Origin of the sequence: Chryseobacterium sp. C3 (assembly GCF_014218905.1) — a bacterium.
GTDB lineage: Bacteria > Bacteroidota > Bacteroidia > Flavobacteriales > Weeksellaceae > Chryseobacterium > Chryseobacterium mucoviscidosis.
Genome location: NZ_JACLCU010000009.1, coordinates 110,897 through 136,055, shown reverse-complemented (window position 1 = coordinate 136,055; position 25,159 = coordinate 110,897). Strand labels below are relative to the sequence as shown.

The 25,159-nt window shown below is 37.7% G+C and carries 30 protein-coding genes; 7 read left to right on the top strand and 23 right to left on the bottom strand.

The window, feature by feature from the left end:
* Positions 1-2: 2 nt before the first annotated feature.
* From traM to H6W53_RS18760, 16 genes are all read right to left on the bottom strand, one after another.
* Positions 3-1,217 (bottom strand): conjugative transposon protein TraM, encoded by a 1,215-nt coding sequence (traM, locus tag H6W53_RS18835; RefSeq protein ID WP_098972146.1) that lies wholly within the window; start codon positions 1,215-1,217, stop codon positions 3-5.
* Entirely contained in the window at positions 1,214-1,564 is a 351-nt protein-coding gene (locus H6W53_RS18830; RefSeq protein WP_098972148.1) for a hypothetical protein, read from the bottom strand. The genes traM and H6W53_RS18830 overlap by 4 nt, the downstream gene beginning before the upstream one ends.
* A 2-nt stretch (positions 1,565-1,566) precedes the next feature.
* Positions 1,567-2,181: a conjugative transposon protein TraK gene (gene traK / locus H6W53_RS18825; RefSeq protein WP_098972149.1), complete on the bottom strand. Its 615-nt coding sequence runs from the start codon at positions 2,179-2,181 to the stop codon at positions 1,567-1,569.
* Between the two features lie 36 nt (positions 2,182-2,217).
* Positions 2,218-3,465 carry a hypothetical protein gene (locus H6W53_RS18820; RefSeq protein WP_123840837.1) on the bottom strand — a complete coding sequence of 416 codons (1,248 nt, stop codon included), beginning with the start codon at positions 3,463-3,465 and terminating at the stop codon, positions 2,218-2,220.
* A gap of 1 nt (position 3,466) precedes the next feature.
* On the bottom strand, positions 3,467-4,087 hold the full coding sequence (locus H6W53_RS18815; RefSeq protein WP_228457836.1) for a hypothetical protein: 621 nt from the start codon (positions 4,085-4,087) through the stop codon (positions 3,467-3,469).
* Between the two features lie 214 nt (positions 4,088-4,301).
* A complete protein-coding gene (locus H6W53_RS18810) occupies positions 4,302-4,970 on the bottom strand; it encodes a hypothetical protein (protein WP_098972152.1) in 669 nt (222 codons plus the stop codon).
* Between the two features lie 66 nt (positions 4,971-5,036).
* Positions 5,037-5,723 carry a hypothetical protein gene (locus tag H6W53_RS18805; protein WP_098972154.1) on the bottom strand — a complete coding sequence of 229 codons (687 nt, stop codon included), beginning with the start codon at positions 5,721-5,723 and terminating at the stop codon, positions 5,037-5,039.
* 9 nt (positions 5,724-5,732) lie between these two features.
* The gene (locus H6W53_RS18800) at positions 5,733-6,386 is read right to left on the bottom strand and encodes a hypothetical protein (protein WP_098972156.1); all 654 of its coding nucleotides are present in this window, start codon (positions 6,384-6,386) and stop codon (positions 5,733-5,735) included.
* On the bottom strand, positions 6,373-9,462 hold the full coding sequence (locus H6W53_RS18795) for a TraG family conjugative transposon ATPase (RefSeq protein WP_185208945.1): 3,090 nt from the start codon (positions 9,460-9,462) through the stop codon (positions 6,373-6,375). Before H6W53_RS18795 ends, H6W53_RS18800 begins: the two co-directional genes overlap by 14 nt.
* Entirely contained in the window at positions 9,434-9,748 is a 315-nt protein-coding gene (locus tag H6W53_RS18790) for a DUF4133 domain-containing protein (RefSeq protein ID WP_098972160.1), read from the bottom strand. The genes H6W53_RS18795 and H6W53_RS18790 overlap by 29 nt, the downstream gene beginning before the upstream one ends.
* 3 nt (positions 9,749-9,751) lie before the next feature.
* Positions 9,752-10,072: a DUF4134 domain-containing protein gene (locus H6W53_RS18785; RefSeq protein WP_098972162.1), complete on the bottom strand. Its 321-nt coding sequence runs from the start codon at positions 10,070-10,072 to the stop codon at positions 9,752-9,754.
* Positions 10,073-10,188: 116 nt separating this feature from the next.
* Positions 10,189-10,725, bottom strand: a complete 537-nt coding sequence (locus H6W53_RS18780; protein ID WP_098972164.1) for a hypothetical protein — start codon at positions 10,723-10,725, stop codon at positions 10,189-10,191.
* Between the two features lie 33 nt (positions 10,726-10,758).
* The gene (locus H6W53_RS18775) at positions 10,759-11,412 is read right to left on the bottom strand and encodes a ParA family protein (RefSeq protein ID WP_098972166.1); all 654 of its coding nucleotides are present in this window, start codon (positions 11,410-11,412) and stop codon (positions 10,759-10,761) included.
* Positions 11,413-11,499: 87 nt separating this feature from the next.
* Positions 11,500-12,972 (bottom strand): relaxase/mobilization nuclease domain-containing protein, encoded by a 1,473-nt coding sequence (locus H6W53_RS18770; RefSeq protein ID WP_317169758.1) that lies wholly within the window; start codon positions 12,970-12,972, stop codon positions 11,500-11,502.
* Between the two features lie 75 nt (positions 12,973-13,047).
* Positions 13,048-14,301 (bottom strand): hypothetical protein, encoded by a 1,254-nt coding sequence (locus H6W53_RS18765; RefSeq protein WP_123840834.1) that lies wholly within the window; start codon positions 14,299-14,301, stop codon positions 13,048-13,050.
* Between the two features lie 22 nt (positions 14,302-14,323).
* Positions 14,324-14,680 carry a hypothetical protein gene (locus tag H6W53_RS18760; RefSeq protein WP_098972171.1) on the bottom strand — a complete coding sequence of 119 codons (357 nt, stop codon included), beginning with the start codon at positions 14,678-14,680 and terminating at the stop codon, positions 14,324-14,326.
* A 1,148-nt stretch (positions 14,681-15,828) separates the two neighbouring features.
* On the opposite strand from H6W53_RS18760, the gene H6W53_RS18755 reads away from it, so the two are divergent.
* The 4 genes from H6W53_RS18755 (at position 15,829) to H6W53_RS18740 (ending at position 17,824) form a co-directional block, all read left to right on the top strand.
* On the top strand, positions 15,829-16,191 hold the full coding sequence (locus H6W53_RS18755; protein WP_185208943.1) for a hypothetical protein: 363 nt from the start codon (positions 15,829-15,831) through the stop codon (positions 16,189-16,191).
* Between the two features lie 150 nt (positions 16,192-16,341).
* A complete protein-coding gene (locus H6W53_RS18750) occupies positions 16,342-17,031 on the top strand; it encodes a hypothetical protein (RefSeq protein WP_123840833.1) in 690 nt (229 codons plus the stop codon).
* 153 nt (positions 17,032-17,184) lie between these two features.
* Positions 17,185-17,481 carry a hypothetical protein gene (locus tag H6W53_RS18745; protein ID WP_034870061.1) on the top strand — a complete coding sequence of 99 codons (297 nt, stop codon included), beginning with the start codon at positions 17,185-17,187 and terminating at the stop codon, positions 17,479-17,481.
* A gap of 121 nt (positions 17,482-17,602) precedes the next feature.
* Complete coding sequence (locus H6W53_RS18740) at positions 17,603-17,824, top strand: hypothetical protein (protein WP_098972177.1); 222 nt, start codon at positions 17,603-17,605, stop codon at positions 17,822-17,824.
* Between the two features lie 273 nt (positions 17,825-18,097).
* Here the strand turns inward: H6W53_RS18740 and H6W53_RS21590 are convergent, their stop codons facing one another.
* Both H6W53_RS21590 and H6W53_RS21585 read right to left on the bottom strand, forming a co-directional pair.
* Positions 18,098-18,778, bottom strand: coding sequence for a YhcG family protein (locus H6W53_RS21590; protein ID WP_302714206.1), 681 nt, complete (start codon positions 18,776-18,778; stop codon positions 18,098-18,100).
* 71 nt (positions 18,779-18,849) lie between these two features.
* On the bottom strand, positions 18,850-19,137 hold the full coding sequence (locus tag H6W53_RS21585; RefSeq protein WP_228426242.1) for a DUF1016 N-terminal domain-containing protein: 288 nt from the start codon (positions 19,135-19,137) through the stop codon (positions 18,850-18,852).
* A 292-nt stretch (positions 19,138-19,429) separates the two neighbouring features.
* Here H6W53_RS21585 and H6W53_RS21580 point away from each other — a divergent pair, with 292 nt between their 5' ends.
* From H6W53_RS21580 to H6W53_RS18725, 3 genes are all read left to right on the top strand, one after another.
* Entirely contained in the window at positions 19,430-19,840 is a 411-nt protein-coding gene (locus H6W53_RS21580) for a phospholipase D-like domain-containing protein (RefSeq protein ID WP_228426245.1), read from the top strand.
* Complete coding sequence (locus H6W53_RS21575) at positions 19,788-20,327, top strand: hypothetical protein (protein WP_228457835.1); 540 nt, start codon at positions 19,788-19,790, stop codon at positions 20,325-20,327. Before H6W53_RS21580 ends, H6W53_RS21575 begins: the two co-directional genes overlap by 53 nt.
* 348 nt (positions 20,328-20,675) lie before the next feature.
* Positions 20,676-21,215: a transposase gene (locus H6W53_RS18725; RefSeq protein WP_098972179.1), complete on the top strand. Its 540-nt coding sequence runs from the start codon at positions 20,676-20,678 to the stop codon at positions 21,213-21,215.
* 182 nt (positions 21,216-21,397) lie between these two features.
* On the opposite strand, the gene H6W53_RS18720 is transcribed toward H6W53_RS18725, so the two are convergent.
* From H6W53_RS18720 to H6W53_RS18700, 5 genes are all read right to left on the bottom strand, one after another.
* A complete protein-coding gene (locus H6W53_RS18720) occupies positions 21,398-22,204 on the bottom strand; it encodes a PRTRC system ThiF family protein (protein WP_098972181.1) in 807 nt (268 codons plus the stop codon).
* Positions 22,201-22,914, bottom strand: coding sequence for a PRTRC system protein B (locus H6W53_RS18715; RefSeq protein WP_098972182.1), 714 nt, complete (start codon positions 22,912-22,914; stop codon positions 22,201-22,203). The genes H6W53_RS18720 and H6W53_RS18715 overlap by 4 nt, the downstream gene beginning before the upstream one ends.
* Positions 22,915-22,941: 27 nt before the next feature.
* Entirely contained in the window at positions 22,942-24,111 is a 1,170-nt protein-coding gene (locus H6W53_RS18710; RefSeq protein WP_098972184.1) for a hypothetical protein, read from the bottom strand.
* A 76-nt stretch (positions 24,112-24,187) separates the two neighbouring features.
* Positions 24,188-24,406, bottom strand: a complete 219-nt coding sequence (locus H6W53_RS18705) for a PRTRC system protein C (RefSeq protein ID WP_098972186.1) — start codon at positions 24,404-24,406, stop codon at positions 24,188-24,190.
* Positions 24,407-24,604: 198 nt separating this feature from the next.
* Positions 24,605-25,159, bottom strand: a complete 555-nt coding sequence (locus H6W53_RS18700; RefSeq protein ID WP_098972188.1) for a PRTRC system protein E — start codon at positions 25,157-25,159, stop codon at positions 24,605-24,607.

Sequence of the window (25,159 nt, the reverse complement as noted above, 5' to 3'; positions counted from 1 at the left end):
TTTTATTTTTTTTGTTGGTTTTGTGAATCTTTCAGTTGTTTTTCGTCAATCAGAAATACATAAGAGTTGTATTTCAATTTGGCTTTGTTGGTTTTAATCAGGTTAGCAATGGACTTGGAAGTGGATGTAAACAGTTTAGAGCCAATACTGGTAAAAAATCCCTGTCCGCCCATATCCATCTGTGTTCCCTGTACGGAATTGCTTCCCATTTCCCGGATCATATCCCGGAAAATACTCTCCGGAACATAGAGCCCTTTGCTTCCATCGACATCGTAAACCGATAAGTTGACCGGATAAATTTCTCCTTTAGTGAATACGGATACGATACTGAGATTAACCCTTTGCATCGCAAATCCTGAAATCTGCCCATAGAGTAAAGACCCTTTACTGAGCTTTTTGTTCCCCACATATATGTCTTCCAGTAACCTGAACCGAATCCGGCTTCCCAAATACCCTTTGTTGTTTTCATCAATGACCGCTTTGATAAAGCTGTTTTCCTTTTCTTTGTAGAAAGCATTGAACTCGCTATTGATACCGGATTTACTGACATTGAAGGTAGAATTCAGAAATTCTTCCATTTTTTCCTTACTCATTTTCAGCTTTTCCTCAGCTGCCAGTTTACTTTGGTATTCCGGGTCTCTTGCTTTTTCCAAAGAATCCATCACCAGCATCTGCTGTTTCAGGTATTTGACCGGATCAGGGTTTTGTTGAGGAGTGTGAGGAGTTGCTTTTGAAGGCTCTGAAGCATAGTCACTTTCCGGTTTGCCATAAGATTTATCGTTCAGCATCCGGATAATTTCTGAAGACCGTTTGTAATCCCGGTCGTCATTTTGTTGTTGTTTCGGATTATAGTAAGAAGATAAATTTCCTTTCGACTGATACCCGTTTTGTCTTCCGGACACCGCTTTGAGCGAATCTATTTTTCTTTTCTGCGCTAATGACAGCTGGTCTTCGTAGCTGAGCAGGCTGTCCTTTTCTTTGCCCAGCCCCTCGAGCATCGTTCTGTTATCTTCTTTTTTGAAAAATGCGTCATAGGCATCATTCTTACTCATAATCGAATCCTGCGACTCACCAAGGGAAATGGAGAGTTCTTTGGGCTTCTCTTTGGGCTGTTTTTCTTTGGCGAATTGGGTTCCTACATAGATAAAAAGCAGCAGAAACGGCAGTGCCAAAAGGGGCAGGATGTATTTCTTCTGTTTGAAATCGAGTTTTTTCATTGAGTTTTTAATTTTTGAAATTGGTTAAACAAATATTCAATCCTCAGGCTGTCCCCTTTCTGTAATTGTTTTCGGTCTCTTTTCACTTTTAAAATTTTAAGCTCTTCCACAATCTTTTTCATCTCTTTTTCGTTGTTTACAGTAGGGGTCTGTTCCTTCTGGCTTTTGGAATAAAGGACAGGTGGTTTAATGGTAAATACTGTCTCGCTGGGAAAGAAAATTCCCTGGATCAGAGAACCTATGAATGACACTGACAAAAAAATCATCGAATAGGCAAAAAACTTTTTAGGGTGATGGACAATCCATTGCAGGCATTTCTGTCCGACTTGTTTGAATGAAGTATTCATTGTTAGTACGAATTTTTGGTTTGGTTTGAAATTTCTTCATTATCAAGGATGCGCCAGTTTTTAAGGATCACTCCATGCGGGTTATTGGGACTTCGGATAATATCCTCAAAGAAACCTTCAGTGATAAGCTTTCTGGTAATTACGGATGATTTTCTTGTAATCATCTGTTTTCCGAAAAAGGCGAATTTCTTTTGTTCCATATCAAGCTTAACCGAATCGGTATGAATGCTTACCATCGAACTTGAAGCAATGATCTGGTTATAAAAGCCTTTTTCCCTAAGGTTGGTATATTCTTTCTTTCCGCTGTCATCGATGAGATACAATGATTTCTGGATATTATCCTTGATATAGGTATCGTCAGGCGCCAATGTGAAAAATAACCGATGAAAGAGTTCAATCTGGGCTTTGTATTCAACGGGCCTGTTGAGTAAAACATCCATCTGCTTGGCCAAAACCGGGACACCATTATCCAGGATATAAATGGATTTTCTGGAATCTTCAATCATTTTATAGGCGAAGAAAAATCCCGCAATGACAATAAAAACGGCAAAGGCAATGGCTGAAAGTGAAACTATCTTATTCACCTTGATTCTTTGTTCTATATTTTTGATAAGCATTTTTATTAAGATTTTGAATTAAAATGGCAGGAAATCCTATTTCCCGTTTTTCATTGCCTGCTGAACTCTCCCCGATGCAGAACCTGCCGCAGCAGACTTGGCAGCTGTTGCAGCCACAGAAGCACCTCCGGTTTTAACAGCCAGAACAGCAGTTTTAGCACTGCCCGCCATTTTGCCTATGGCACTTTTCATTTTGGTCATGGCTCCGGCTCCTCCTGCTGACACAATGGTATCTGCAATCGTAGGGGTCATCAAAACCCCGATTCCGGTGACGATATAAGCTACGCACGTAAAAAGTTGGTTATAAATCATTCCCGAATTACTGACATAGACCAGTAGGGCATCCAAATTGGTAACTGTTCCATTCGTTAAAAGGGTATCATATCTTTCTATTTCCATCATATAGCCGGAAGCGATCAGCTGCTGCCCAATGTTGATGATGGTATAAGCCACAAAGGTGTAGAGATTGATGTTAATAAATTTGGAAACCCAGTTGTACAGGGAACTTTCAAATCCCGGAACAAGAGCCATACCCACCGCAATCGGGCCTAATATAATAAGGATGTACGCCCAGATCTTCTGAATAAAGAAAATCAGGTAGACACAAATTCTCAAAATGGAAAGGCAGATAAACTCAATCACTTCAGCCACTAATTTTTGCATCTGGAACTGCATCCTGATCTGCCACTCCTTGATGGGCTGGATGAGTTTATCCAGTCCCTCGCTGATATCAAACCACGAATCATCGGCATCTTTTCCGGTATTCTCAATGACCTCCTGCTTGGCATCTTCATCTGCTTTGAGCTTGATGATGGCATCGAGCAATTGCTGTTGTTTTTTAAAGCGCTGCACCCGAAGATCATTTACCTCAGACTCTATATCACTGAAAATGCTGATTCCCGGCTCTGCGATAGCTTCAAAGGGAGCCTGTATCAGATTGACAAATCCCGTCCAGTAGATCAGCGTGAATCCGATCAGAATTGGTTTCAACATCGGGGTAATCTCCCACTCCCGGTCTCCGGCAGCCATCTGCCATCCCATGTATCCGAGGTACATCAAAGCCCCTAATCCGCCAATGGCTTTTCCCACCAATGCGGCATCACTGGCATTATCCTGAATACTGGTGTCCAGCTTGGTAAATACCTCCATGAACCATTTCTCAAAAGCTCCGTCGCCTTTCAGGAACTGAAGTAAATTGCTGTAATCACCATCGGTCTGGGCAAAGCCCATTACCGGCAATAAAAGAGCCAGAAGGCAACAGCATAAGGTTACTGCTTTATTCATTTTAATATCGGTGTTTGTATTGATTCATAATATTTTGAACGACCTGCCCGTCCGACGACGGACTCCAGGCTGTAGGCAAAGCATATGAAGAATGATTTTTCAGGATATTTTTATAATCCAGAAGAAGGGTCGTTTTGTTATTATGTTTCCTTAATTCCTGAGCAAATTTTCTCCAACGCAAAAGGGTTTCATGGTACATCAGAAAGCGCTTTCCCCTTGGCATATCCATAGACCGGGACATCGAATATTTTTCCTTGATCATATCCAGCTCCTGCTGAAGCCTTTTTAGGGTCCCTATACTATTAAGTGTTTCATAGGTCTCCTGGTCTTTGAGCCTCCATTCCATAAAATTCTGCGGGGTATCAGGAAATTCAGTAATGGGTTTGAGCATCCGTTTGTAATACAAAAGCCAAAACGGATCGGCATCTACGGTAGCAGAAGTCCAATGGGCGAAGTCCTGGACACTCCTTTTATAGATGGTATCGGAAGCAGCCTTTATTTTTTCGGCTTCTTCCTCTTCATATTTCACTTCTGCAAATCGCTGGTTCTGTACTCCTGTAGGTTTCAGGGGCCTAATGTCGTCTCCGTCTTTATAATCCCTATTGATTTTGGGTGCCCACATTCCCCATACCGTGGCATAGGCGAAATTGGTCTGAACGCCCAGAAAATATTTGGGGTAAGGTCGCCAGTCTCCCCAGCTTTCAAAAACCATCCGCTTGTGCTGCGCGACAATAGCAGGGTCATTGAGCCGTTTTACACTTAATTGTGCGGATACGGCGGTGACTACAAGCAATAAGTGCAGCCTGATTAATTTTATAAGTAAATTTTCCATTGTTTTAATTAAAAATGTATTTGTATTTCTGAATAATGTCACTGACAATGGCTCTGTCGATATTGATGTAATTCCTAAGTACAGGGACCTGATAGAGATAGGGGATCTTCTTGGCGTTCTGTAGCCGTAAAATGATATAGAGAATATTGCCGTTGATATTCCTGACCCTTGTCAGTACCTTTTCAATGAGCATTTCCCGATCCATAGCATCCATCAGAAAATCTTTGTTTTCATTCAGGATATCCTGCGTGACCTCCTGTTGGAGCTTTATTGCCTGCTGTCCTATGGCCGTATAATACTTTGAAACCAGTACGGCATATTCCGGATGTTGCATGGATAAATCCAGCATGGTTTGGGAGTTGCTTACGATTTTTCCTAAATACTGATAGAGGTAGATAAGCTTTTTACCTTGCGTAAGGGCCGAATTAACATTTTTAAGCTGCTGGTAGATATATTCCTGAATGGCAATCACCTGGGCCGTTTTATTTTTGATCTCGTTATACAGCTCATTTTGCTTTTCATAAGAGTCTAAAAAAGCCTGCTCACTCCCTAATCGAACGCCATGATTAACGGTAATCTGGGACAGCAGCTTGTCATTGATCACGATCTGCTGGCTTTTTATGCAAATCGTAGAAAGCAGTACAATTCCGAGGGTTAGTATTTTTTTGTTCATATCCTTATTTTTTTTATTATGGTATATGTGAAATGTATTGGCTATGCAGAATCTTCGATTTCATTTTTAAAATGATTTAATGTTCTTCATAATATTCTCCACCACTTGTTTATCCCTGTTGACGTAATACTGGAAAGCTCTTTTATTACGCAGTACTTTGGCTTTAATGTCCCGTATCTTGAGCAGCATATGGGTTGAATTCCTGCTCAGGGTTTTGACTTCACCCAGTGCATAGTCCAATAAAATCTTGCGTTCCGATTTTTCCATTTGATTGATCGCTCCGTAAGAGAGGATAATTCCGGTGATTAAGCGGAGTACCATTTGTAAATCATCTACATACTGTACTCCGGAAGGCAGGACCGCTGCAATGGAGTAAGGTGCGGTGCTGATTTCATCAATAATGGCAGCCTGGTTTTGAGTGATCTTACCAATCTCCCTGCTCATCGCCACTCCTGTTGGAACCGCCTGCAAGGCAAATGAAACAATCCTTAATCTGTCCTGTATTTTAACAACCTTATCCTTAAAGCTGTTCCATTCGTTTTTATTGACCGTTTCAATACCGGCATTCAGCGTCTGGTTTTGCCGCATTTCCTTTTGCCTGTCATGTTCTTTCATCGTAGCATTTATTTCCAGGTCCATCATCGGAAAGGAAACATTTTCTTTCTGCCAGGCGGGCGTAGAGCTGCCTCCGGAAGAAGTGATTATGATGTAAACCATCGGAATGAATACGCTTAAAAAAAATTTCTTTTTCATTATTTGATTTTAAAAATTCCGTTTGTACCGGTTCATAATGTCTTCAACAATGGCTTTGTCGGTATTGATGTAGCCCGCAAAGGGATTAATAGAGTTCCAGAATCCCAGTCTGTTGGCTTTTTCCAATCGCAGCTTAATAGCCAACAGCCACAGCTTTAGATTTTTTACGTTTCCCGAGATATTATGCAGTATCTTATAGCGGTCTCCTGCCGTAGCGAGGTTCAGCTCTCCTGAGGCCAGGATATCTGATAGATCCGTTACGATTTTCAGGCTTTGCTCATAGGTTTTTTGCGAGGCTTTAACCCCGAAAATGGCATATTGGGGATGAGCAGAAGCTAACTGAGCGACATCAGAAGAATACCCGTAGCATTTATTGAGTTCCGTATAAATTTCCTTTACCTGAATTCCGTTTTGCAGGGTTCCTGAAACTTCTTTCAAACCTTTGAGTATTTTATTCTGGATATCATTGGCGGCTACCATCTGGGTTCCTACCCAGGTCTGCGCATCTTTCAGCTTGGAAGTTTCATCGATGACTTCATTCTGCTTGGCTTTCAGGTTTTCCGAATACAGGATCATTGCTGCCGTTACGGTAGGGTCTATGTAGGTATTTTGGGCATATACTAAACTTCCAAATCCTAAAAAAAATAAACTAAACGTTTTCATATGCATGGGTTTGTCTGTTAATTAATTCCGAAAGGCTGATGTTATAATCTTCCAATTCCTGGGTAATGATTTTGAAAATATTTTTACCCTGGTTTGCCTTCCGGTTCTTAAATCCGTGGTAGAATGCAAGGACTTTTGAATCCAAAGGCTTCTGATAGAGGTTCACTAAGGAAACCATGCTTCCCATATCATCCCCGAAGCTTTTCACCTGTTCTACAAAAATTTCTAAGGCTTTATCGTAGTTTCCGTACTGCTCAACGTAGTATTCAATGGCCGACTTTTCAGGCTTTTCTGTGGTATAGGTCAGATATTGCTCAAGGGCCACTTCGTTGCCGTATACTTCTCCTTTAGAACCTCGTTTGAGATAAAACTCCTTAAAGCGGCTTCGCCCGAATTTATTGTTGAGATTGTTGATCGTGAAAATCTTGTTCTGTTCTACTTTATTCAGAGATAATAGAGACGCTATCCGATCAAAATTGTCTTTGAATTTGGTCTGATCCAGCAGAATAAACGTATCGGAATTGTTAATGATGCTGTCTTTTACGACGGCATTTCCGATGATATCATCCAGTTCCTGGGTAACTACCACCGCCTCGCCCCAGAATTTCCGTACCGTTTTGTACAGATACAATAGGTATCCACCCATCAGCTTACTCGCAATCGCCTTCCACGCCTCTTCCACAATTAGGGCTTTTCGACGATCTTTCCTCAGTCTCATCTTCTGGATGAACGTATCCATAATGATAAGTGTTACAATGGGGAAAAGTTTTGGATTATCTTTCACATTATCAATCTCGAAGACGATAAAAGGTTCGCTAAACAGCGTATTGTCTGCACTTTCATTGAGGGTGGTCCCGTATCTTCCGCCTTTGTAAAAATCCTTCAGTACGAACAGGAATGTTCTTAGGTTAAATTCCCTTTCCGTGATTTTATGCTTTTTATTACCCAGATAAATAGGGAGGAATTTGTCACAGTACTCATAGAACCCGTTGAAGGAAAGTTCTTTTATAACAAGCTTTTCTTCCAGCTCCTTAATTTTTTTGATGATGACTTTCCTGAACGACTCATTCCATTCTTCAGCATTTTTGGGCTGCTGCATGATTTCATTAGCCTGAATGAGAATCAGCTGAGTCTCATTATAGGCTTTGCGTTTTTCCTGATCACTCAGGGTTTCATAAGCCTCATAGATTGTATAGAATTTCTCGCTGTCATAATCAGGATTATTCAGATTTTTATCCGGATGGTATTCAATAGCGAGTTTTCTAAAGGCTTCTTTCACTTCATCAAAGCCGGCATCGAAAGCAATTCCCAGAATATCATAATAGGTATGTTGTCCTCTGAACTGTTCTTCGTATGCTGCATAGACGTCTTCTTCATGAATATTATATTTGCTTAAATAAAGAATGAGCTCTTCCGAGGTTTTATTTTCGTACCACTTCGTTCCAGAATTAAAATACCCGTGATAATACGACATCAGGACATTATCCAATATGGATTTTTGTGCTGAGGACATCGTCGCATCAGGACCTTGCCAGATCAAAAAGATCAGGTTGGTCAAAAACTCTATTTTTTCAATATTAAATTCTTTTTTATCCATCAGGAAAGGATTCATCGTAATGGGTTTTTCTTCCGTATACTGGATGTATCTTCCACCTTTATACTGGCAGGTTCCCGAGTAGGAATCTCCGGTATCCACGATAACCACGTCGTAATTGTAGGTGAGGTACTGTTCCACGATATTATTCATTAAAAAGCTCTTGCCTGAACCGCTGGGACCCAGCACAAACTTGTTACGGTTATTAATTCTTCCGGTTTTCATCGGTAAATCCGAGGGGTCAACTTTTAGGGGAACGCCCTGCCGGTCGGTAAATCTGAGGTAGAAACTACTTTCTTCATTCACGGGGTAGCTTTCTTTAAAAAAAAAACAAAGCGCCGCTTCGCTTGTGGTCATAAATAAATCATACTCCCTGAGTTCCGTGGCATTGCCCGGTAAAGCAGCCCGGAAAAGCTCCAGCTGGTTGTAGGCATTCCTGGAGACAATAATCCCCTTGGTAAACAGCTTATTTTCAATCAGGGACTGTGTCCCTTCCATTTCTTCCAGCGTATTTGTTGAAAATAGTAGGGAAAAATGGGCATTAACAATAAGCTGGCCTTCTATGGCAATATGATGGAGAAGGCTCTGGATTTCTTCGGCAATAATGGCATTGGAAGGCGAATTGTTCGCTGCTCCTTCGTGCTTTTTCTTCTTTTTATCCAGTTCCCTTTGCTGCTGTGCCTGATGGGGAATGGTAATGACCTGGTTGTAGATAATGGTTTCATAATCTTCCAGTTCATTAATAAAGGTAAAATTATCCACTGCCGTTTCTGCGGCAGCTCCGTTTCCTCCCAGTATGGAATAAGGTTCTATTTCAGAGGGCAGGTCAATGTTTTCCACATCGACATAGGAAATATTTTTAACGAATCGGTTTCCGATTTGCAGGTATTCATTGGTACTTCTGATATTGTCAAAAACCGGGGTACCCGAAAACTGCATGGATAATGCTCCGGAAATATAATACTCAAAATCTTTCTCAAATAAGAACTCCGGTTCACAGTCACTTTGCCTCAACAGCATAAACACCTTCTGGCATTTGTCCCGGAGTTCTTTATAACTTTTTTCTGTTATATTGCCACCGGTCGCTGACCGGCCTGTTTTTTTATTTTTATCATGAATAATATCCGTAAACAGCAAGACGGTTTCAATGGTCTTAAAAAGCCTGCCGTCAAAATGCTCGGAATATTTCTGTTGGAGGAACTCCTTGGAAGGTTCGGCTGAATATTTCTTTTTTGAGAAAATATCAAGCTTCTGAACAACTCTCCCTTCTCCGATGATAGATACGACCTGGTTCAACACCGTATGGAAGTTCAGATAATTGTCCGGATCTGCCGAATATTGTTCCACCATATTCCTGATTCTGATGCCAATGATGGGGTTTCCATACTGCCCGAAAAGAACATCAAAATCCCAATGGTGATCTTTTCCATAATCATACCCGATGAAAGGAATGTTAAATGCTTGTTTTTTTGTTGTTGCCATGCTGTAAAAATTTTTTATTGTCCAACCTTTTAGGAAATATGAAAATCTGACCGAAGTTTTTAGTCTTATCATAAAGGCCACGGGTATCCTGTCTTTTGAAAATGAGGTAAACACCGCCTCCGGTGGCTACAAGGCCCAGTAAGGAACCCAGTAATCCGAACCTGGATAAGATGAGTGCGGCTACGACTCCGGCTCCGATAACACCCACTGCATAGAAAATATATTTTCCCTTGAGTCCGAAGAATACAAGGGGTTTTTTGAGCCCCTTGTAGAGGTAGAATCCCATAGCTTACGCAAAGAATGAGGTTACGAATTCCGGAACGACAATCAGAAAGATCATGGCTCCTCCATAGCCCAGGATTTCTTTGTTAACATCCTGATCTCCATTAGTCCATTTGTTATACACTCGAAGACCTCCGATAAAGCCGACCAATCCGCCCACGGCTTTCAGAATCAGCTTGATGGGATCCCAGTAGTCCTTAATGTCATTGGCTGCATTAGAGATGGCTGTTGCTCCGCCCTGGGCAAATATGGGAGTGACAGCAAGGAGAATCATACAGGCAGTCAATATCTTTTTTACTGCCACATGGCGTTTTACATTGTTGTTCATAATGATTAATTATTGGTTTAGAATTAAATTTTGTGCTTAGAAATTGGCATAAGGGGTATGCTATCCGTATCAGTTGATAGGATGATATTTGGTCAATTTGAAGGGTTTCTTACTGCTTAGATGACGGAGTGGTAGACCTTTTGGCCATCGTAGTTAGCCACCATCTGCACGGTGGTCTCCGATAAATTCAGGAGTTCTTTCCAATGGGATTTTTTAGGCTTAGTCTTTTCCCATTTGGAATGCTCTTCTGCTTTGTTGGGCATATCCTGAAGATGACTTGTGTTATCGGATGGGCTCTTTTCTGCTGGTGCTGTTTTGGTATCGTTCACTGGTGCGGGCATATCGTCAATATCCTGCTCCGCTTCAAATCGCTTTCTCATCTCTTCCAGATCCGGCTGCTGGTCGGTAGAAGATGGTTTTTGGAATTCAAGATCCTTTTTTAAAAAGGATTTGGGGGTACTGAGGTTTTCAACATCTTCAATACCAATCCGGCTTGGAGGTTCAGCATCAGTTTGTGCAAAACCGCCTATTGAAAATTCTTCAGTCAGATCGACGTGAGTGATCTTTTCTTTTTTTAAAAAAAGGTCGTACAGGATATTTCCGGCATAATACAGGAAATAAGCTGCTAACAGGATGAGTGAATACTTTATCATATTTTTTATTTTGTTTTTTCTTTGGAATCAGCCTTACAGGGTGATTTGTAATGCTTCACTGATTTGTTCAATGATTTCATTGAATGGCTTTTTTATAGCGTATCGCTGCTCGTAGGTAAGCTTCCTCGTATTAATGCTTTGTAAACAATTCCTTTTGTATACAGGGCTTACAATCAGGGTTCCGTATTTTGAGATCTCGATATCCATCTCCCTTTGATTGAGATATTTATAGCCTTTGTCATATTTGGAACGGATGAAGATCCGCTCTGCTTCACTTTCGAGTAGGCCCAGCAGGTTTTTGAATACCAGGGTCGATTTTACCGATACATCGGAGTATTCGAAAGGGATGATGATAAAATCACTGTAAATGAGTAGGTCACTGTATTTTTGGTCCAGCGTGCCTGCCAAATCAAACAGGTATATATCTTCGCTTTCCTTAAGGCCTATAATTTTTTCCAGATCGGCAAAAGGCTGTTCTTCTTCATCGTCTCCAATGAGCTCCACTTCATAAAGCCTAGGCAGCTCTGAATTTTCGTCCTCTTTCCATTTGTTGAAAAAAGATTTCTGAAAGTCAAAATCATACGCCTTGATTTTCCTCTCGGAAACCTCACAAAGGTAATTGGCAAAGGCAATGGCAAGAGTGGTCTTTCCCGCTCCGCCCTTCTGGGTGGCAAAAGTGATAATCATAGTTTGATTGTTAGCTGTTGGTTAATGCTTATCGGTTTTAAAGGTGTTGGTTGATTTTTATGGGCGATCAACTGATAACCACTGCCTCTATTTTCTCTTTTTTCTTCTTTTCTTACGCTCCTCTTCTCCGGGGTCTTTTCCTGATCCTCCTGAGGATCTGCTGAATTGAAAAATCAAATCATTGATGCTTCTGTTCAGCTCTTTTGAAAGCTTTTCACTCTGGTTTACTGAAACCTGCTGTTGGTTGTCACCCGGATTCAGGAATCTTTGATAATCTTTTTCGCCGATCAGCTGCTCAAGTTCCCCTACGTAGTGTAATTTTGAGTGGATCACATAAAATTTACCGTCTTCGGGCTTTATAATGTGAACATCTTTTGCGTTATGTGTTCTGAGATATTGCTTTACCTCATTCCTCACTAAGCCAAATATTTCTTTATTCTTCCTTTTTTTAGTTTCAAAAAGCATAAAATCTTTTGGCACATGGTCAGGATTCTGGCGTTTCAAATGATCTTGTAAAACCTGCTTAGCAGCCTCATCTGCTATGTTATAATCTTTTAAGCTTTCAAAAAGCCTTTTGTCTATGGTATCGTAAGTGAACTCAAACAATTCATTCATTTTCATAATCTCACTTCCTTTATACACTGATCCTGTCTTATGGTCAATCAAGGTATATCCGAAAGGTTTGAGTTCTACAGCAGTTTTTACTTTGTCAGAAGTATGGAATACAACATCAATCCCGAAAACATCCCTCAATTTTTTCTGAAGCTCACTCTCAAATTCAATTTTCGGCTTCCAGTTCTCGTTGTGCTTTTCTTCAGGTAATACACCTTCCTGAGCCCTGTGGTCTTCGATCCTGAATACCTTGCAAGAGTGCAGTTCTTTGTATTTTAAGAGAATCGCCCTTAACTGCCATGCCCTGGAATCTTTTTTTTGACTGCTGAAGTTGAGCTCGGCGGCGTTAATGGTTTTTTCCCAGACTCCGTTTTTTAGTATATCTAAAGCACCCTCATCATTCCTATTGGGAGAAAGCCGGAATCCGTCTCTTTCTAAAAGCAGTTCAAGTTGTTTAATAGAATTGTATCGGTAACCCAGTAATTTTTCTATTTGCTCCTGTATACTTAGTCCATACAGCTTTTCCATGGTACGGCTTAATGCCTGCTGTGCCTTAAGCTTTTCATAACTGTCATTAATTTTCTTTCCGGTCTGTTTACTGACACGGGTTGAAACAATGTGTGTATGGTTATTTTCCGTATCATTATGGAACACCACAATAAAAGGCTGCTTTCCGTACCCCAGCTCATCCATAAAATTTTCTGCGATATTGGTAAGCTCTTCTTTGGTATGTTCCCGGAACTTCGTGGAAATCGCGGCGTGGAACTGCGGCTTTTTTACCCTTTCAATATTTGAGATGGATCTTAAATATTCCCGGACCTCCTGCTGACTGCTGTTTTCATTAACGATGGAAGGAAAATTTTTCATCAGCATCAGTTCTCCACTCCCCTTCTCTACCTTTTTATCATTATACTGTACTCCGGGAAAGCCGGAACCCGCAGGTTCCATAATTTTTACGATCAATTTTATGGTTATATTAGCCGCCTACTTACGGATTATACTTTAAGGTTTCTTCCACTTATTTTATATGCCTAAAATTTGCTTGATCTGTATTTTTTGTGCCGGGGTTGCTGTCTCGAGAATGGATATGAAGGCAGCCACATTGTCGTTAATTAATCCCAGTTTTCCGTCCGGTTTTGCAACGACTTTCAGGATATAAGAAGTATCTGATTGCGGTACCATATGATAGGTGGGATTAAGATTCAGTGTCCCATTGAATTTTAGCCATCGTTCGGCAAAGTCCCCGATGATCAAGCCATTGGTCCAGGAAGCGCTCAGGTCAACGGCGTTCTCTGTTCCGATAGCTTCGGACGGAACCAGGCTTGCATTGCTGTGTATGACCAGCCTGTTGTTTACTGTTTCTACACTATTTACCGTATTGCTGTGCCCGGCTCCTGTTCCGATAAATACATTGTTTTCTCCCCGGACATAGCCTCCGGCCTGCGCCCCGAGCATTACATTTTTGCTTTCCGTCGTAATAAACTGCCCCGAAGACTGACCTATAATGGTATTATAGCTTCCGGTATTCAAACTGTTCAGGGCCGACTGGCCTATTGCTATATTCTTATATCCGGAAGTCAGTTTTGCCAGGGTTGCATTTCCAAGTCCTACGTTCACATTTCCCGTAATAATTTTTCCGGCATTGGAAAGATCATATCCTGAAATATGGCCGACAAAGGTATTGTATGCTCCGGTTGTTACTCCATTCAAACTGTAGCTTCCAAAGGCGACATTCCCTGAAGCAGTGGAGAGCTTCTGCAGGGCTCCGTATCCGTAAGAAAGATTATACGTTCCCGTGTGCATCTGGTTCATATTTCCAAAATACATCGAATAGGTCTGCGGATTCATTCCTAAGGCAGCATCTGTTGTACCTTGCTTTGTGATGGAGCTTCCAGTAAACGAAATATATCTCGGGGCAAAGTTTCCTCTTTCAACTACATCATATAAGCTCCCATAAAGCGGCTCCCATGCCGAACCGTCGAAATAGTAATAGGTATTAGGACTTTTGATATGGGCAACCTGACCAGAAAGTACCGGTGCTGCTTCGGTCACATAGACCAATGCCCCTTTTTGCAAAGCTGTGTACGTATAGGAAGCCAACTCACTTCCTTTCACTCTTGGAGCAATAATGCCATCCAACGCTTTGCTTTTATCCGTATTGCCGATAACATCAAGGGTTGCTGCGGGGCTGGTGGTATTAACACCGACCTGACCCTGAATATTTCCAGCTGCAAGAAGGAAAAATAATCCTGCGAGACTGCATATTAATTTCTGCATATCATTAAATTTGCTGTTTGTTTTATTTTCCAATCATGGAATAGATCTTTTTAAAAATGCTATTCTGTTCTTTTTTTAACTCAATAATTTGACTTAACTGCCTGTTGAAATAGCCTACTTCCGAAGAGGTTATGGCTTTCATTGTATTGACATACCGGGCTACCTGATTGATGTTCGTTTCTATCTTTACAAAAATGTTGTCCTGCTCTTCAATGAAATTCAAAACTTTCCGCCTCTCATCATCCAAAATCCTGTTTTCTACCGAATGGATAATTAGACTCGTCAGGGAGATTTGCTTTTCTGAGCAGATTTTCTTCCAGTTGTCTTTTCTGGATTTTTGAATTCTTATAATAATCAAGTCTTCTTTTCCTCTTTCCATTTTCAATTTATCCTATGGTAAAATAACTTTAGTGAAGCTTTATCCGATTTAAACAGCTCTGCGCTTCTTGGCAAGTAAGGGTTAATATTTCCTCTCTGATAAATAACAGAAAAATAAATCTGTGTTTTCATTTTGCTTTCTGATTAAAATTTCTTCTGCAAAATTGGGGCATAAAAATCGTGAAAACAATAGTATTCATAGGGCGTGGGCTAAATAAGAACGTGCTGGGCTTATCTGGAATATGTGAGGATTAAAAAAGAATATACTGGGCTATTTTGGAATATTGCTCCTGATTTTCCCCAAAACAAAAAAACAAGTTCCGCTGTTTTTTCTCCTTTTTGCAAAAAAAGGCAAGATCGTCTTTGGAGATACAACTTGAAAAGTTTGTATATACAAAGACACATCTTGCTATGTAAAGTCGCCCACTTTTTTCAGAGTTCTGAAAAGCGTCCACAATAAACCATAAATCATTAGTAATCAAAACATTGATTTTATTTATATGGTTTTTGCTGTTGAAAGAAAAAATATGGCAAAAATCGAAGTGCGGAGAATACACTAACCTGTATCTATTTCACTCAGGGTAAGAAGCTAACCTGATACATTTTTATACAGTGTCTTGCAATAAGATGGGTAAAATTTACTCAGGTTAGAATAAAACATGGGTAATTTTTACGCAGGTTTAGCTTTAACCTGTAATCATTTGAGGTTCAGCATGTACCTAAGACTATTTTGCCCAAGTCCTGCAATTAGGTGGATAAAATTTACGCAGGTTAGGAAAAAACATGGGTAATTTTTACGCAGGTTCAGCTTTAATATGTACTCATTTAAGATCAGCATGTACCTGATGCTTTTTTATGCAGGTCTTGCAATAAGGTGGGTAAAATTTACGCAGGTTAAAAGAAAGCATGGGTAATTTTTACGCAGGTTCAGCTATAATCGTAATTATTTAAGATCAGAATGTACCTGATACTTTTTTATGCAGGTCTTGCAATAAGGTGGGTAAAATTTACTCAGGTTAGAAAAAACAATGGGTAATTTTTACGCAGGTTCACTTCATCAATAAGTATATTTTACCCTAAGTAAGTAATAATCCCTGCAAGAGAGATATTTTGGAAATTAGTTGTATTTTAGATTTAAATAAAAATAGTATGGCTGAGTTTACCAACAAATCATTTGAATACACAGATATCGTAGAGGGCATTGAATATAAGATCAAGGTAATGATTGTCTCTGCACCTGATGATATTCAGATCTCTAATGTGGATACCCAAGAGGCAAAGGGCTTTATCTTTAACATAGCTGTTAGCACTGAGCCACGCATTTCAAATGACTATTTTGATACAGCAAAACAGTACGTGTACGTATTTGGCAGGGAAGATGAGCATAAATTTGGCTATCTTGAAAACGGTAATCTGGTTGAGACTGCTGAAAATCGCTTTATACAACTACTGACGGTTCATACGCAGGAAATTCTTATGATTGCCGGGAATGAAGGACACTTCTATTTATAACTGTTTATGTTCTTCACATTTTTTGATGATATTTTAGAATATTGTTTTAAAAGACTTCGAAAGGCAAATGTTTTACTATCAGTTTTATGTATAAAAGAATTATATGGAGAATGAGTCTCAAAAAAGACAAAACCATAGAGATTATAGCAAATGAAGAAGCAAAAGAAGAATTTTGATTCATTGATCGAACCAATCAACAACTATTTGGAATCATATCACGCTGAACAAAGGATTGCGAATACAGAGGCGCATTATTCAAAAACATTGGATTGTGTTAATGCTCTTGCCCAAATTTTTGAAGAATGTTTATCTTATGGGAATTTTAAAGACGAATGGGATTATGATAAATTCTATGAGTTTCTTTATGGTCCCGAATTAATCATTACGTCAATCAATACAAATTGTGGTTATAAATTAGGGATTAACGATAAGGGATTATATCTATCAATGAATTTACATTATAGTGAAAACTTGCGTTACATGGATGACAAATACTGGAAGTTGTTATTAGCACTCTCTGATTTTAAGGATTTTGAATATGAAGAATATGAATTTATCAGAGATGAGAGAAGAAATGAATTTCCAGAACTTTTCAAAACAAACAAGAGTATGATTTATAGAATTATGCGTAAATATATATTTGATTTTACTGAAACACATTCAAGCTATCAACCAGGTAGTGTAGGAGAATTTAAAATTATTGCCCCTTTTAATGAAGACTTTAGTCAAAGTGTTAAAAAATTTTGTGAAACATTTAAGATCATGTATAAACTGAATTATGATTTATGGAAAATTACCGATCTGAAAAATAAGAAGACAGCGACTAAAGATAGATATTAAATAGTGATAGATTTAATCCAGCAATTATTGTAAAGCACATTAAACTTAATTTAGTCTTATTACATCTTCAAGGTGAAGCTATTTACTCTATATGGATTTGTAAATCGACAAATACACTACATAAACTGATTTTGGAATCAAAATATTAATGCAATGGCAGAAAACTATATACAATACGCAAGCGGATTTCAAAAAGACAATATTGATGAAGCAGATATAGTAAAAGCTATATCAGACATTCAGCTAATGGATGACGAGCATGGGGCATTTTGGGTCTCAGTTATAACAGATGATGAAAATGTAATTGAAGTAAGTAAAGACCTGTCACTTTCTGTAATTTTCGGAGGACAAGAAACTAAGTACCATGCTATAGATTGGAAAGAAGTTAAAGAACTTTATAAACTACTGTTGCTTGAAAAATTCGATGAAATAGCCTCGAGAATAAAATAGCGAATGCCTGGTACTAGGTTTACGTCGATGGGCTTGTGTAAAAACTTGAAACTTTGTAGTTCGAAACCAACCTAAATTCAAAACCTTTTGGAAAATCCCAAACCCAATAAAAATTAAATCTATGATTGTACTTCTATGTATTGATTATTTTAGAAAATCTGTAAATTGGAATTACCCATTTCTTCCAAGAATCGGAGAAAAATTATTTACGGCAGATTTCTTCCCCCATGAAGAACTTAAAGAACCGGAAGATTATTTGGTTGTCACTGATGTTATTTGGCATAGAGAAAATACGGAATCGAAAGAATTGTGTGTAAGTTTACTATTAGATTACCAAAAATAAAGATGAAAAAAAATAAGCTTTATATTTTCGTAATAATGGCAGTAATAATCTTACTTCTGATTTTTATTTTTGAGTATGAAAAAGGAGTAAAAATAGGAACCTGGGGAGTGAATAGATCGATTAACTGGGGATGGGACTTTGGATTTTGATAAAAATTAATCTCACAAAATGATGTGTAAAAATTAAAAAATATTACAGCAAAACAATCATTAAAAAAAACAATTTCTTATCGAGATCTGTTTTTAAAGGTTTTTGTGAGAAGTTTTTAATTTTTTATTGTTCTTCATTACCGTTTTGGTCAAGCTGCTCAATATTTTCTTTTACTAATTGTTCCAATTGGTAGGTGGCAACTCCTAATGGTTTATCCATACCCCGCATAGCATATTCTACTTTTACATTACTTTTTGATGCACAAAGTAATAATCCGATAGTAGGTTCATCGGTTGGGGTTTTAAGCTTGTCATCAATGGCACTGATGTAAAAATTAAGCTTTGAAATATATTCGGGTAAAAATTCTCCTGCTTTGAGCTCAATCACAACGTAAGCGTGTAGTACCGTATGATAAAAAAGCAAATCTATTTTGTAGTCCGTATCATCAACTTCAACCGGATATTGTCTGCCTACAAAAGCAAAACCTTTTCCCAATTCCAATAAAAAGTCAGTAATTTTATGGGTCAGAAGCTTTTCTATTTCAAGTTCTTTTACTTTTTCAGAAAGCATCAGAAAGTCAAAATGATAGGGATCTTTAAAAATACTTTTGGCTAAATCAGACTGATATTCCGGTAAAGTTTGTTCAAAATTATGGATTGCCTTCCCTATTCTTCCATATAAATTACTCTGAATCTGCAACAACATCACATTTCGGCTCCACTCATTTTTGACATTTCTATGATATAAAAAGCTCTTTCCGCTGTATCTTTTACCTTGGTTAACAAGCTGATATGATGATACCACGTAATTTGTGCAAGTGGCACTTGCACAAATTCACCCCCCGATTGTGCAAGCGGAACTTGCACTATTGGAAACTACGGATATGCTTCTGCAAAAGCCCGCATATATTTGAGATTCCTAACAGAGAATCCTTTACTTTCAGGGAAATTTTTAACCAAATCTAATGCCAGAAGATCAATAATTTTACTTCCCCAACTGTTTTGTTTTTGTTTTTCAATGATGGAATTTCCGATTTCCCAATAAAGGGTCAATAATTCTGCATTAACCTTGAAAGCTGCCTGGGTTTGAGTAAGTTTTATTTTATTTGCTATAAACGCTGTCCAATCTTGGTAATCTTTATGGTGGATAATTTCATCACTCATATAAAACACATTTTTGTAGTTACAAAGATAGCAAAAAGGCTCTGCCATAAATTATGACAGAGCAATAAATAGCTTAAAAAGTGCCCGATGAACAGAAAAAATTCACAAAAAACATTACTATGGTTTATATTTATTTTTCATAACACAGATAATTTTTCTCTATAATTTTCAAAGTTTATATGCCAATTCAAGATTAAAGTTTTAACTTTATTAACGACTTGATATTTACATTTGTATCTTGCAAAAAATGTTTTATATCTGTATTTATATCTTAAAATCACAAAACATTAAAATGAATTTTTTAACAGGAAAAGAATTAAACGAAAAAATATATGATACTATTTATAATTCCGAAAAATATCTCTTAATTCTATCCCCATTTATTCAGTTAGACCCATATTTTAAAAATGAGGTCTTCAAAACTCATTTAAATAATTCCAATGTTCATATCATCATAGGTTTTGGGAAAAATGAAAATAATGTAAACAAAAGTTTAAGACAAGAAGATTTTGATTATTTTACACAATTCCCCAATATTACTATTGTTTATATTCCTAAGCTGCATGCAAAGTATTATGGAAATGAAAACAAGTCTGTAGTTACCTCTATGAATTTAATTGATTATTCTTTTATAAATAATATTGAATTTGGTGTTTATTCCGAAAAAAAAACTAATATCTCTCAACCAGAATTCATTTTTTGAATCTGCTGTCAGCACATGTTTTAATATTGTTGAAGAGGAAGGCTACACCATTTTTGTTAAAAGACCCAAATATGAAAAGAAATCAATATTTGCCAAAAACTATGTAGGTTCAGAGGTAGAATTAAATTACATCGAGGAATTAATAAAATTCGGGCAGGTATCTAAAAGGAGATTGTCAGATTTTACAAATGAAAAGTATGTAAATATTGCTCTAAAAGACCAAAGGAGACCGAGAGAGGAATATCATGTTGAAAATGTCAATAAACAAAGTCAAATTATCAGCAATAAAGGGTATTGCATCAGATGCAGAACCACTATAAAAGTAGACTTGGAAAAACCTTTATGCTGGGACTGTTATAAGACTTGGTCAGTATATGAGGATCCTTTTTATAAGGAAAAATTCTGTATTTCGTGCGGGGCAGAAAATAACACAAGTTTTAATAGACCTGCCTGTCTTAAGTGCTTCAAAGAATTAAAGAAAAAATAAAACAAATATAAAATCCGCAACCTCTTTTAAAAACATAAGACAACAGCTTTTGAACTGTTTTTAAATGGGGTTGCTCCGATTTTCGCAAAAATGCGTTTCCGACTAACAGAGGAATTGTATTTTTGTCGCCTGATTGAATATATAAATTTTAGAAAGATTTTTTTTCAGAAGTATCAGATTTTATATTTTTTACAAACAAAAAACATTCTGTCCTTCAGAAAATTTAAAAAAAAGACTGCTATATAGAACTATTTTGAATAAAAAAAATCAAAGAGTATAAAATTCATTATCATTTTTTATATTTGAGCTGCTTACCAATATCTAAAAGAGAAATTTCAACAAAATAAAATGAGAAAAACACTAATTCTATCCGTAATATCAATCTATTCATTAGCATACAGCCAAGCCAATTGCGAAGCTCTCAAAAAGGATAATGAAACCTTACAATCGATGAATAAAACTTTGGCTTCAGAAAATGAATACCTTAAAAAAGTACTTGATATTAACAAGCCAATTCTTGAAACGGAAAAAGAAAATTCTTCATTCAAAATAACAAAAATTGTTGGAAATAAAGCCGAAAAAAGCATTGCCATTACCTTTCTTGTTGAAGCAAAAGATGAGAACAAAAAAATGACGATTGAGGATATTTTCACAGTAGATATTGAAGGAAATGAATATAAAATTGACTTTTTCAAATCCAGCAAGCCATATCCGGAGTTAGCATTGAATGTACCTGTTAAACTTACTTTCTCATTTAAAGACATACAAGGCGAACCTTTATTTATTAAAATTTTCAGGTTTAAAACCACTTCACAACCCGAAAGAAATTCTTTTGAAAAAACGAAATCGAATTTAGAATTTAGGGATTTAAAAGTCTTATGGAATTAATAATACTTTGAATAATAAAATTCAAGGTATTAAATAAAAAAGACCGCAACCTTTTTTAAAAACACAATGCAAAAGCTTCGGAATGTTTTTCAATGGGGTTGCCCCACTTTCAGCAAAAATGCGTTTCCGACCGCAGGGAGGAATTGCATTTTTGCCGCCCGAATTTTCTATGGCGGCAGAAATCATGCAATTTTTATGGGTTGGGAATGAAAGTTTTTAAGGTTAAGGAAAAATCCTCTATTCTCGGTTAATCCGTTTCTGAACAAGCTCCACAGCAAGGAGCTTCCCATTTGTGCCAATGTTGAGTTGATAAACAAATCCTGCTTTTCCAGTGCTTCTGCCAGTGAACAACTTGGTGTATCATCGGACTCTTCGGATTGTTTTAACAAATCCCCAAATTCATCAGTGACAAAAGGTAAATGATCTATCGTTTCATATTTCTCGGAATTGGGCTGTTTGATAGTTCCTACAGTAGCTAATATTGCCTGTGCAGTATTTTGATTATTCCCATAATCCAACCAATATAGGGGACGGTCAGCATAATAACGACCATTATTTAACCTTTTCAGTATATCAGCAATTTCAAATCTTGCACTCACACTGTCAACACAGGATATATAAATATTTGCAGAAATATTTTCGGAAAATTTTTCCGATTCATTCATTTTAAATTTTTGTGTTTCTGCTTTCCAGTTTGTCCCCATCCACCGATTAGCACGGTTGATTAACGCAACAGACTTATATAATCCTGTTTCTGATTCGGCAAAACGCTGTCTCCCTAAATTAGCTTCGGTAATAATATCATCATCCCAAAGTCGCACGGATAATCCTGCATGTCCTAATTGAATCAAACTGTAATTCATTTCCATTAATGCAGTTAATACTTTTGAACCTGTTCCTCCTGCACCGATTAGGTTGATGGTGACAGGGTTTGTAGAATTAATCAGGTAATTATCTGTAAAATGCACTTTTATTTTGTTGTTATTCATGGCAGTAAATTTTTAAGGGTTTTATTAGTTATTTTTAATATTTCTTTTGGAAAGCTTTTATCTGTATTTATCAGCTCTTTCCACATATTTACACAGTTGCTATTGGTAGGATTATGGTTTAAATGGCTGAACCTGCTGTTAAAAAAATAACTTTCCCAAGCTTGTATAAATTCTTCAACCGACGCCGAATTTTTAATATCTACACCAACTGTTCCCATACAGACACTTCCGTTTTCATACACATTAAAAAAAGGAGCATGAAATAAAACTGTTTTTTCTGTGGGTCTTTTGTCTGAAGTGAGAGCAAATACGGTAAGATGTTGCTTTGAAGCCATCCACAGCATAGGTGGAGTATGTGCTACACCATTAGGAATTTCAAGGGATTCGGTAAAGAATAGTTTTACTTTTTTGGCTTTGGTATACCATATCACTGAACCCTTTTCGGTAGGATTGATATATAAAACATGGGTGGGCAGAATACTTTCAGGTTTTAAAAATGCTTTGCTTTTTTCTTTTTCCGTATTAAGGGATTTTGCCAATATTTTAGCTTCCCTTTCACTCAGAGGGTGAGCATTAATGGGATTTCCGTTTTTATCCATATCGAAATGCTCCACATAGGTGTCCCCATTATCATCTTCGTTAGCCTGATAAATGATGAGTGCTGAAACGGGATGGTATAATGTTCCAAAATGATGGGTTATATCTTTCATGATGTTATATTTAAATGGTATTATAGTTTAAATGCTGTTCAGAATATCAATTAATCGTTCAATCAGGGGAAAAATGCAGTTTTCAAAATCAAGGTTATCATTGCTGACATTTGTTCCGTCAAATCTTTTTTGGGTGGACGGTTCTTCTATTTCCGTACATTCCTGAAATTCAGCATTAACAGAATCAAATAAAGTCTGAAATAATATTCCTTTATCATCTGCACAGAATGAAACATATTTTTCCATTGTGATGGTTCTTTCATGATAATTCTCGTCGTAGTCGTCATTATTTGTATTTCTTTCTTTCCTCTGAATATTTCTGTAAATAGTGGCATTGGGAAACATTTCGTAAAGAGCAAGGGTATCACAGGCTAAAAGGAGACAATCGGTTTCAAATGAATCTCTATTTTCAAAACGGTTGATCCTCTCTTTAAATAAGGTTAAATTCTGTGGATTGTATATTTTTTGTTCCATATAGTCACCAATCCACTCGCTTTGCCTTATTTCACGTAAATATTCAGGGGTATCTTCGGTTTCATCATTAATGAGCCAGTCCGAAATCATTTCGTACATCCAGCACAGGTAGCTGTCCTGCTGTCTGTAATAAGGGACATCTGCAATGTGATAAAGGTATGAGCAGACGGATTGCAAAAGCTGTGTAGCCTGTTTATAATTTGGATTTTTAGATAATCGGTACAGTGGAACGATTGGAATGTAATATAATGTTGCTCCTGTATTATATCCTTCTTCACTTAACAAGTACGTTTTCTTGTTATCCTGTACCAAGCGGATTTTCTCCCAATTCTTAACTTTAATTTTTAACTGCTTTTTGAGATCCTCTAAAGCAAAAGCAATATTGTAAGGAAAACCTAAGTGTTTTGAATGTGCAGGTGTGATTCCGTAATGTTCAGCCAATTGGGAAAGGGACTGATAAAAATCCCTTTCCATTTGGTCTGTTTCCTCCCAAGCCTGTACGGATGGTGTGTCTTTTAGTTTGGGCAGGAACGAACAGTTTAAAAAAGCATGGGTAGCATGGCTATCGGTACTGCTTTCATTTTGTCTTTCCGTATTTCGCCTGCATCCTTTGGTCTTTGCATCCAATGGGCGAACTCTCCCAACTGTTTGTGCAGTTGCTTTTGTTTTTGCTGTTCGGGAAGCTCTATTCTTCCTGATATGATTTTTCGTTGCATTCATCATAATTTAGTGATTGATATTGGGTAAATAGTGGTTGGGTTTTCAACTGATTTGCAGAAAACCCAACCACATAATTTTATCAGCCTTTCGTTCCCATTACACTTTCAAAACGGTATTCTACCGTGTCATTCCTGATTTGTGGTGCAGAAACTTTTGCAGTGGTTAAAATCGGATAGGTATTGGCGTAAAAATTCATCACGGCTTCTACACTCCATTTCGGTTCTGGGTCTGTCAATCGGATTTCCTGTCCGTTATCTATCAGGATAAAAACTCTTTCTAATTGGGTTGCAAGTAACATAACTGTTGATTTTCTGATTTGACGTATTTTATTTTACTATTTTTCTGCGCTTCATCTGCAGTCCGATGATTGCTGACAGTGGGCAATTTTCTATTGCCATTATCTGTTGTATGGCTCCCTGTTTTCCGCTCATAGAATTTATTTGAAGTCTTATTCTACCTTTATCATGTTGTAAGGTTGCTATGTAGGTTTCTATAATCATGGCTGTGGATTAAAGGTTATGGTAGGCGTTTTTTCCTCACTGAAAAGGTTATGTGTAAAGTGCCTTTCATATTCATCCTGCTTTTTGCGGATATTTTCTGCATAGTCGGGATATTCAGAAGCCTTTGGAAGTGCTGACCATGCCCCTTTGTAGTTGCCTTCTTTTTCGAGTTCTTCTGCTTTTTGAAAAGCATCTTTGCATTTTTTTTCTTTGGCTTCCTTTTCTTTTTTCTCCTTATCGGATTTTTCTTTTTCCATTGCGGATTGCTTTTTGGCTTCTTCTAATTGCTTCATAAAGGTTTCCATATCGACCATCAGTCCCGAAGCGGTTTGTAATGGGGCTTTAATGTGTTCAAAAAATCCGGCATCAAGCTCGTCTGCCGTTCCTTTAAGGTTAAGAGGAGGAATGATATTTTTTGCTTTATCTCCACATCCATCATTTTGTACTAATATGGAAGCCACTATTTGACTTTCGTTGGCTTTGGTAATGGCTAGAATCAGCTTACTGTTAATATCCATTTTGGCTATCAGATTGAAAAAATTGGTTTGCAT

Excerpts from the sequence above, each read along its gene's own strand:
- H6W53_RS18810 (WP_098972152.1), bottom strand. The coding sequence starts at position 4,970 with ATGAACAAAAAAATACTAACCCTCGGAATTGTACTGCTTTCTACGATT.
- H6W53_RS18755 (WP_185208943.1), top strand. The coding sequence starts at position 15,829 with ATGGCTGAGTTTACCAACAAATCATTTGAATACACAGATATCGTAGAG.
- H6W53_RS21585 (WP_228426242.1), bottom strand. The coding sequence starts at position 19,137 with ATGAGTGATGAAATTATCCACCATAAAGATTACCAAGATTGGACAGCG.
- H6W53_RS18820 (WP_123840837.1), bottom strand. The coding sequence starts at position 3,465 with ATGAATAAAGCAGTAACCTTATGCTGTTGCCTTCTGGCTCTTTTATTG.
- H6W53_RS18725 (WP_098972179.1), top strand. The coding sequence starts at position 20,676 with ATGAGAAAAACACTAATTCTATCCGTAATATCAATCTATTCATTAGCA.
- H6W53_RS18795 (WP_185208945.1), bottom strand. The coding sequence starts at position 9,462 with ATGGCAACAACAAAAAAACAAGCATTTAACATTCCTTTCATCGGGTAT.
- H6W53_RS18830 (WP_098972148.1), bottom strand. The coding sequence starts at position 1,564 with ATGAATACTTCATTCAAACAAGTCGGACAGAAATGCCTGCAATGGATT.
- H6W53_RS18770 (WP_317169758.1), bottom strand. The coding sequence starts at position 12,972 with ATGGAACCTGCGGGTTCCGGCTTTCCCGGAGTACAGTATAATGATAAA.
- H6W53_RS21580 (WP_228426245.1), top strand. The coding sequence starts at position 19,430 with ATGAATTTTTTAACAGGAAAAGAATTAAACGAAAAAATATATGATACT.
- traM (WP_098972146.1), bottom strand. The coding sequence starts at position 1,217 with ATGAAAAAACTCGATTTCAAACAGAAGAAATACATCCTGCCCCTTTTG.
- H6W53_RS18760 (WP_098972171.1), bottom strand. The coding sequence starts at position 14,680 with ATGGAAAGAGGAAAAGAAGACTTGATTATTATAAGAATTCAAAAATCC.
- H6W53_RS18745 (WP_034870061.1), top strand. The coding sequence starts at position 17,185 with ATGGCAGAAAACTATATACAATACGCAAGCGGATTTCAAAAAGACAAT.
- H6W53_RS18790 (WP_098972160.1), bottom strand. The coding sequence starts at position 9,748 with ATGGGATTCTACCTCTACAAGGGGCTCAAAAAACCCCTTGTATTCTTC.
- H6W53_RS18785 (WP_098972162.1), bottom strand. The coding sequence starts at position 10,072 with ATGAACAACAATGTAAAACGCCATGTGGCAGTAAAAAAGATATTGACT.
- H6W53_RS18765 (WP_123840834.1), bottom strand. The coding sequence starts at position 14,301 with ATGCAGAAATTAATATGCAGTCTCGCAGGATTATTTTTCCTTCTTGCA.
- H6W53_RS18805 (WP_098972154.1), bottom strand. The coding sequence starts at position 5,723 with ATGAAAAAGAAATTTTTTTTAAGCGTATTCATTCCGATGGTTTACATC.
- H6W53_RS18800 (WP_098972156.1), bottom strand. The coding sequence starts at position 6,386 with ATGAAAACGTTTAGTTTATTTTTTTTAGGATTTGGAAGTTTAGTATAT.
- H6W53_RS18815 (WP_228457836.1), bottom strand. The coding sequence starts at position 4,087 with ATGTGGGCACCCAAAATCAATAGGGATTATAAAGACGGAGACGACATT.
- traK (WP_098972149.1), bottom strand. The coding sequence starts at position 2,181 with ATGCTTATCAAAAATATAGAACAAAGAATCAAGGTGAATAAGATAGTT.
- H6W53_RS18710 (WP_098972184.1), bottom strand. The coding sequence starts at position 24,111 with ATGATGAATGCAACGAAAAATCATATCAGGAAGAATAGAGCTTCCCGA.
- H6W53_RS18705 (WP_098972186.1), bottom strand. The coding sequence starts at position 24,406 with ATGTTACTTGCAACCCAATTAGAAAGAGTTTTTATCCTGATAGATAAC.
- H6W53_RS18720 (WP_098972181.1), bottom strand. The coding sequence starts at position 22,204 with ATGAATAACAACAAAATAAAAGTGCATTTTACAGATAATTACCTGATT.
- H6W53_RS18750 (WP_123840833.1), top strand. The coding sequence starts at position 16,342 with ATGAAGAAGCAAAAGAAGAATTTTGATTCATTGATCGAACCAATCAAC.
- H6W53_RS18780 (WP_098972164.1), bottom strand. The coding sequence starts at position 10,725 with ATGATAAAGTATTCACTCATCCTGTTAGCAGCTTATTTCCTGTATTAT.
- H6W53_RS18740 (WP_098972177.1), top strand. The coding sequence starts at position 17,603 with ATGATTGTACTTCTATGTATTGATTATTTTAGAAAATCTGTAAATTGG.
- H6W53_RS18700 (WP_098972188.1), bottom strand. The coding sequence starts at position 25,159 with ATGCAAACCAATTTTTTCAATCTGATAGCCAAAATGGATATTAACAGT.
- H6W53_RS18715 (WP_098972182.1), bottom strand. The coding sequence starts at position 22,914 with ATGAAAGATATAACCCATCATTTTGGAACATTATACCATCCCGTTTCA.
- H6W53_RS18775 (WP_098972166.1), bottom strand. The coding sequence starts at position 11,412 with ATGATTATCACTTTTGCCACCCAGAAGGGCGGAGCGGGAAAGACCACT.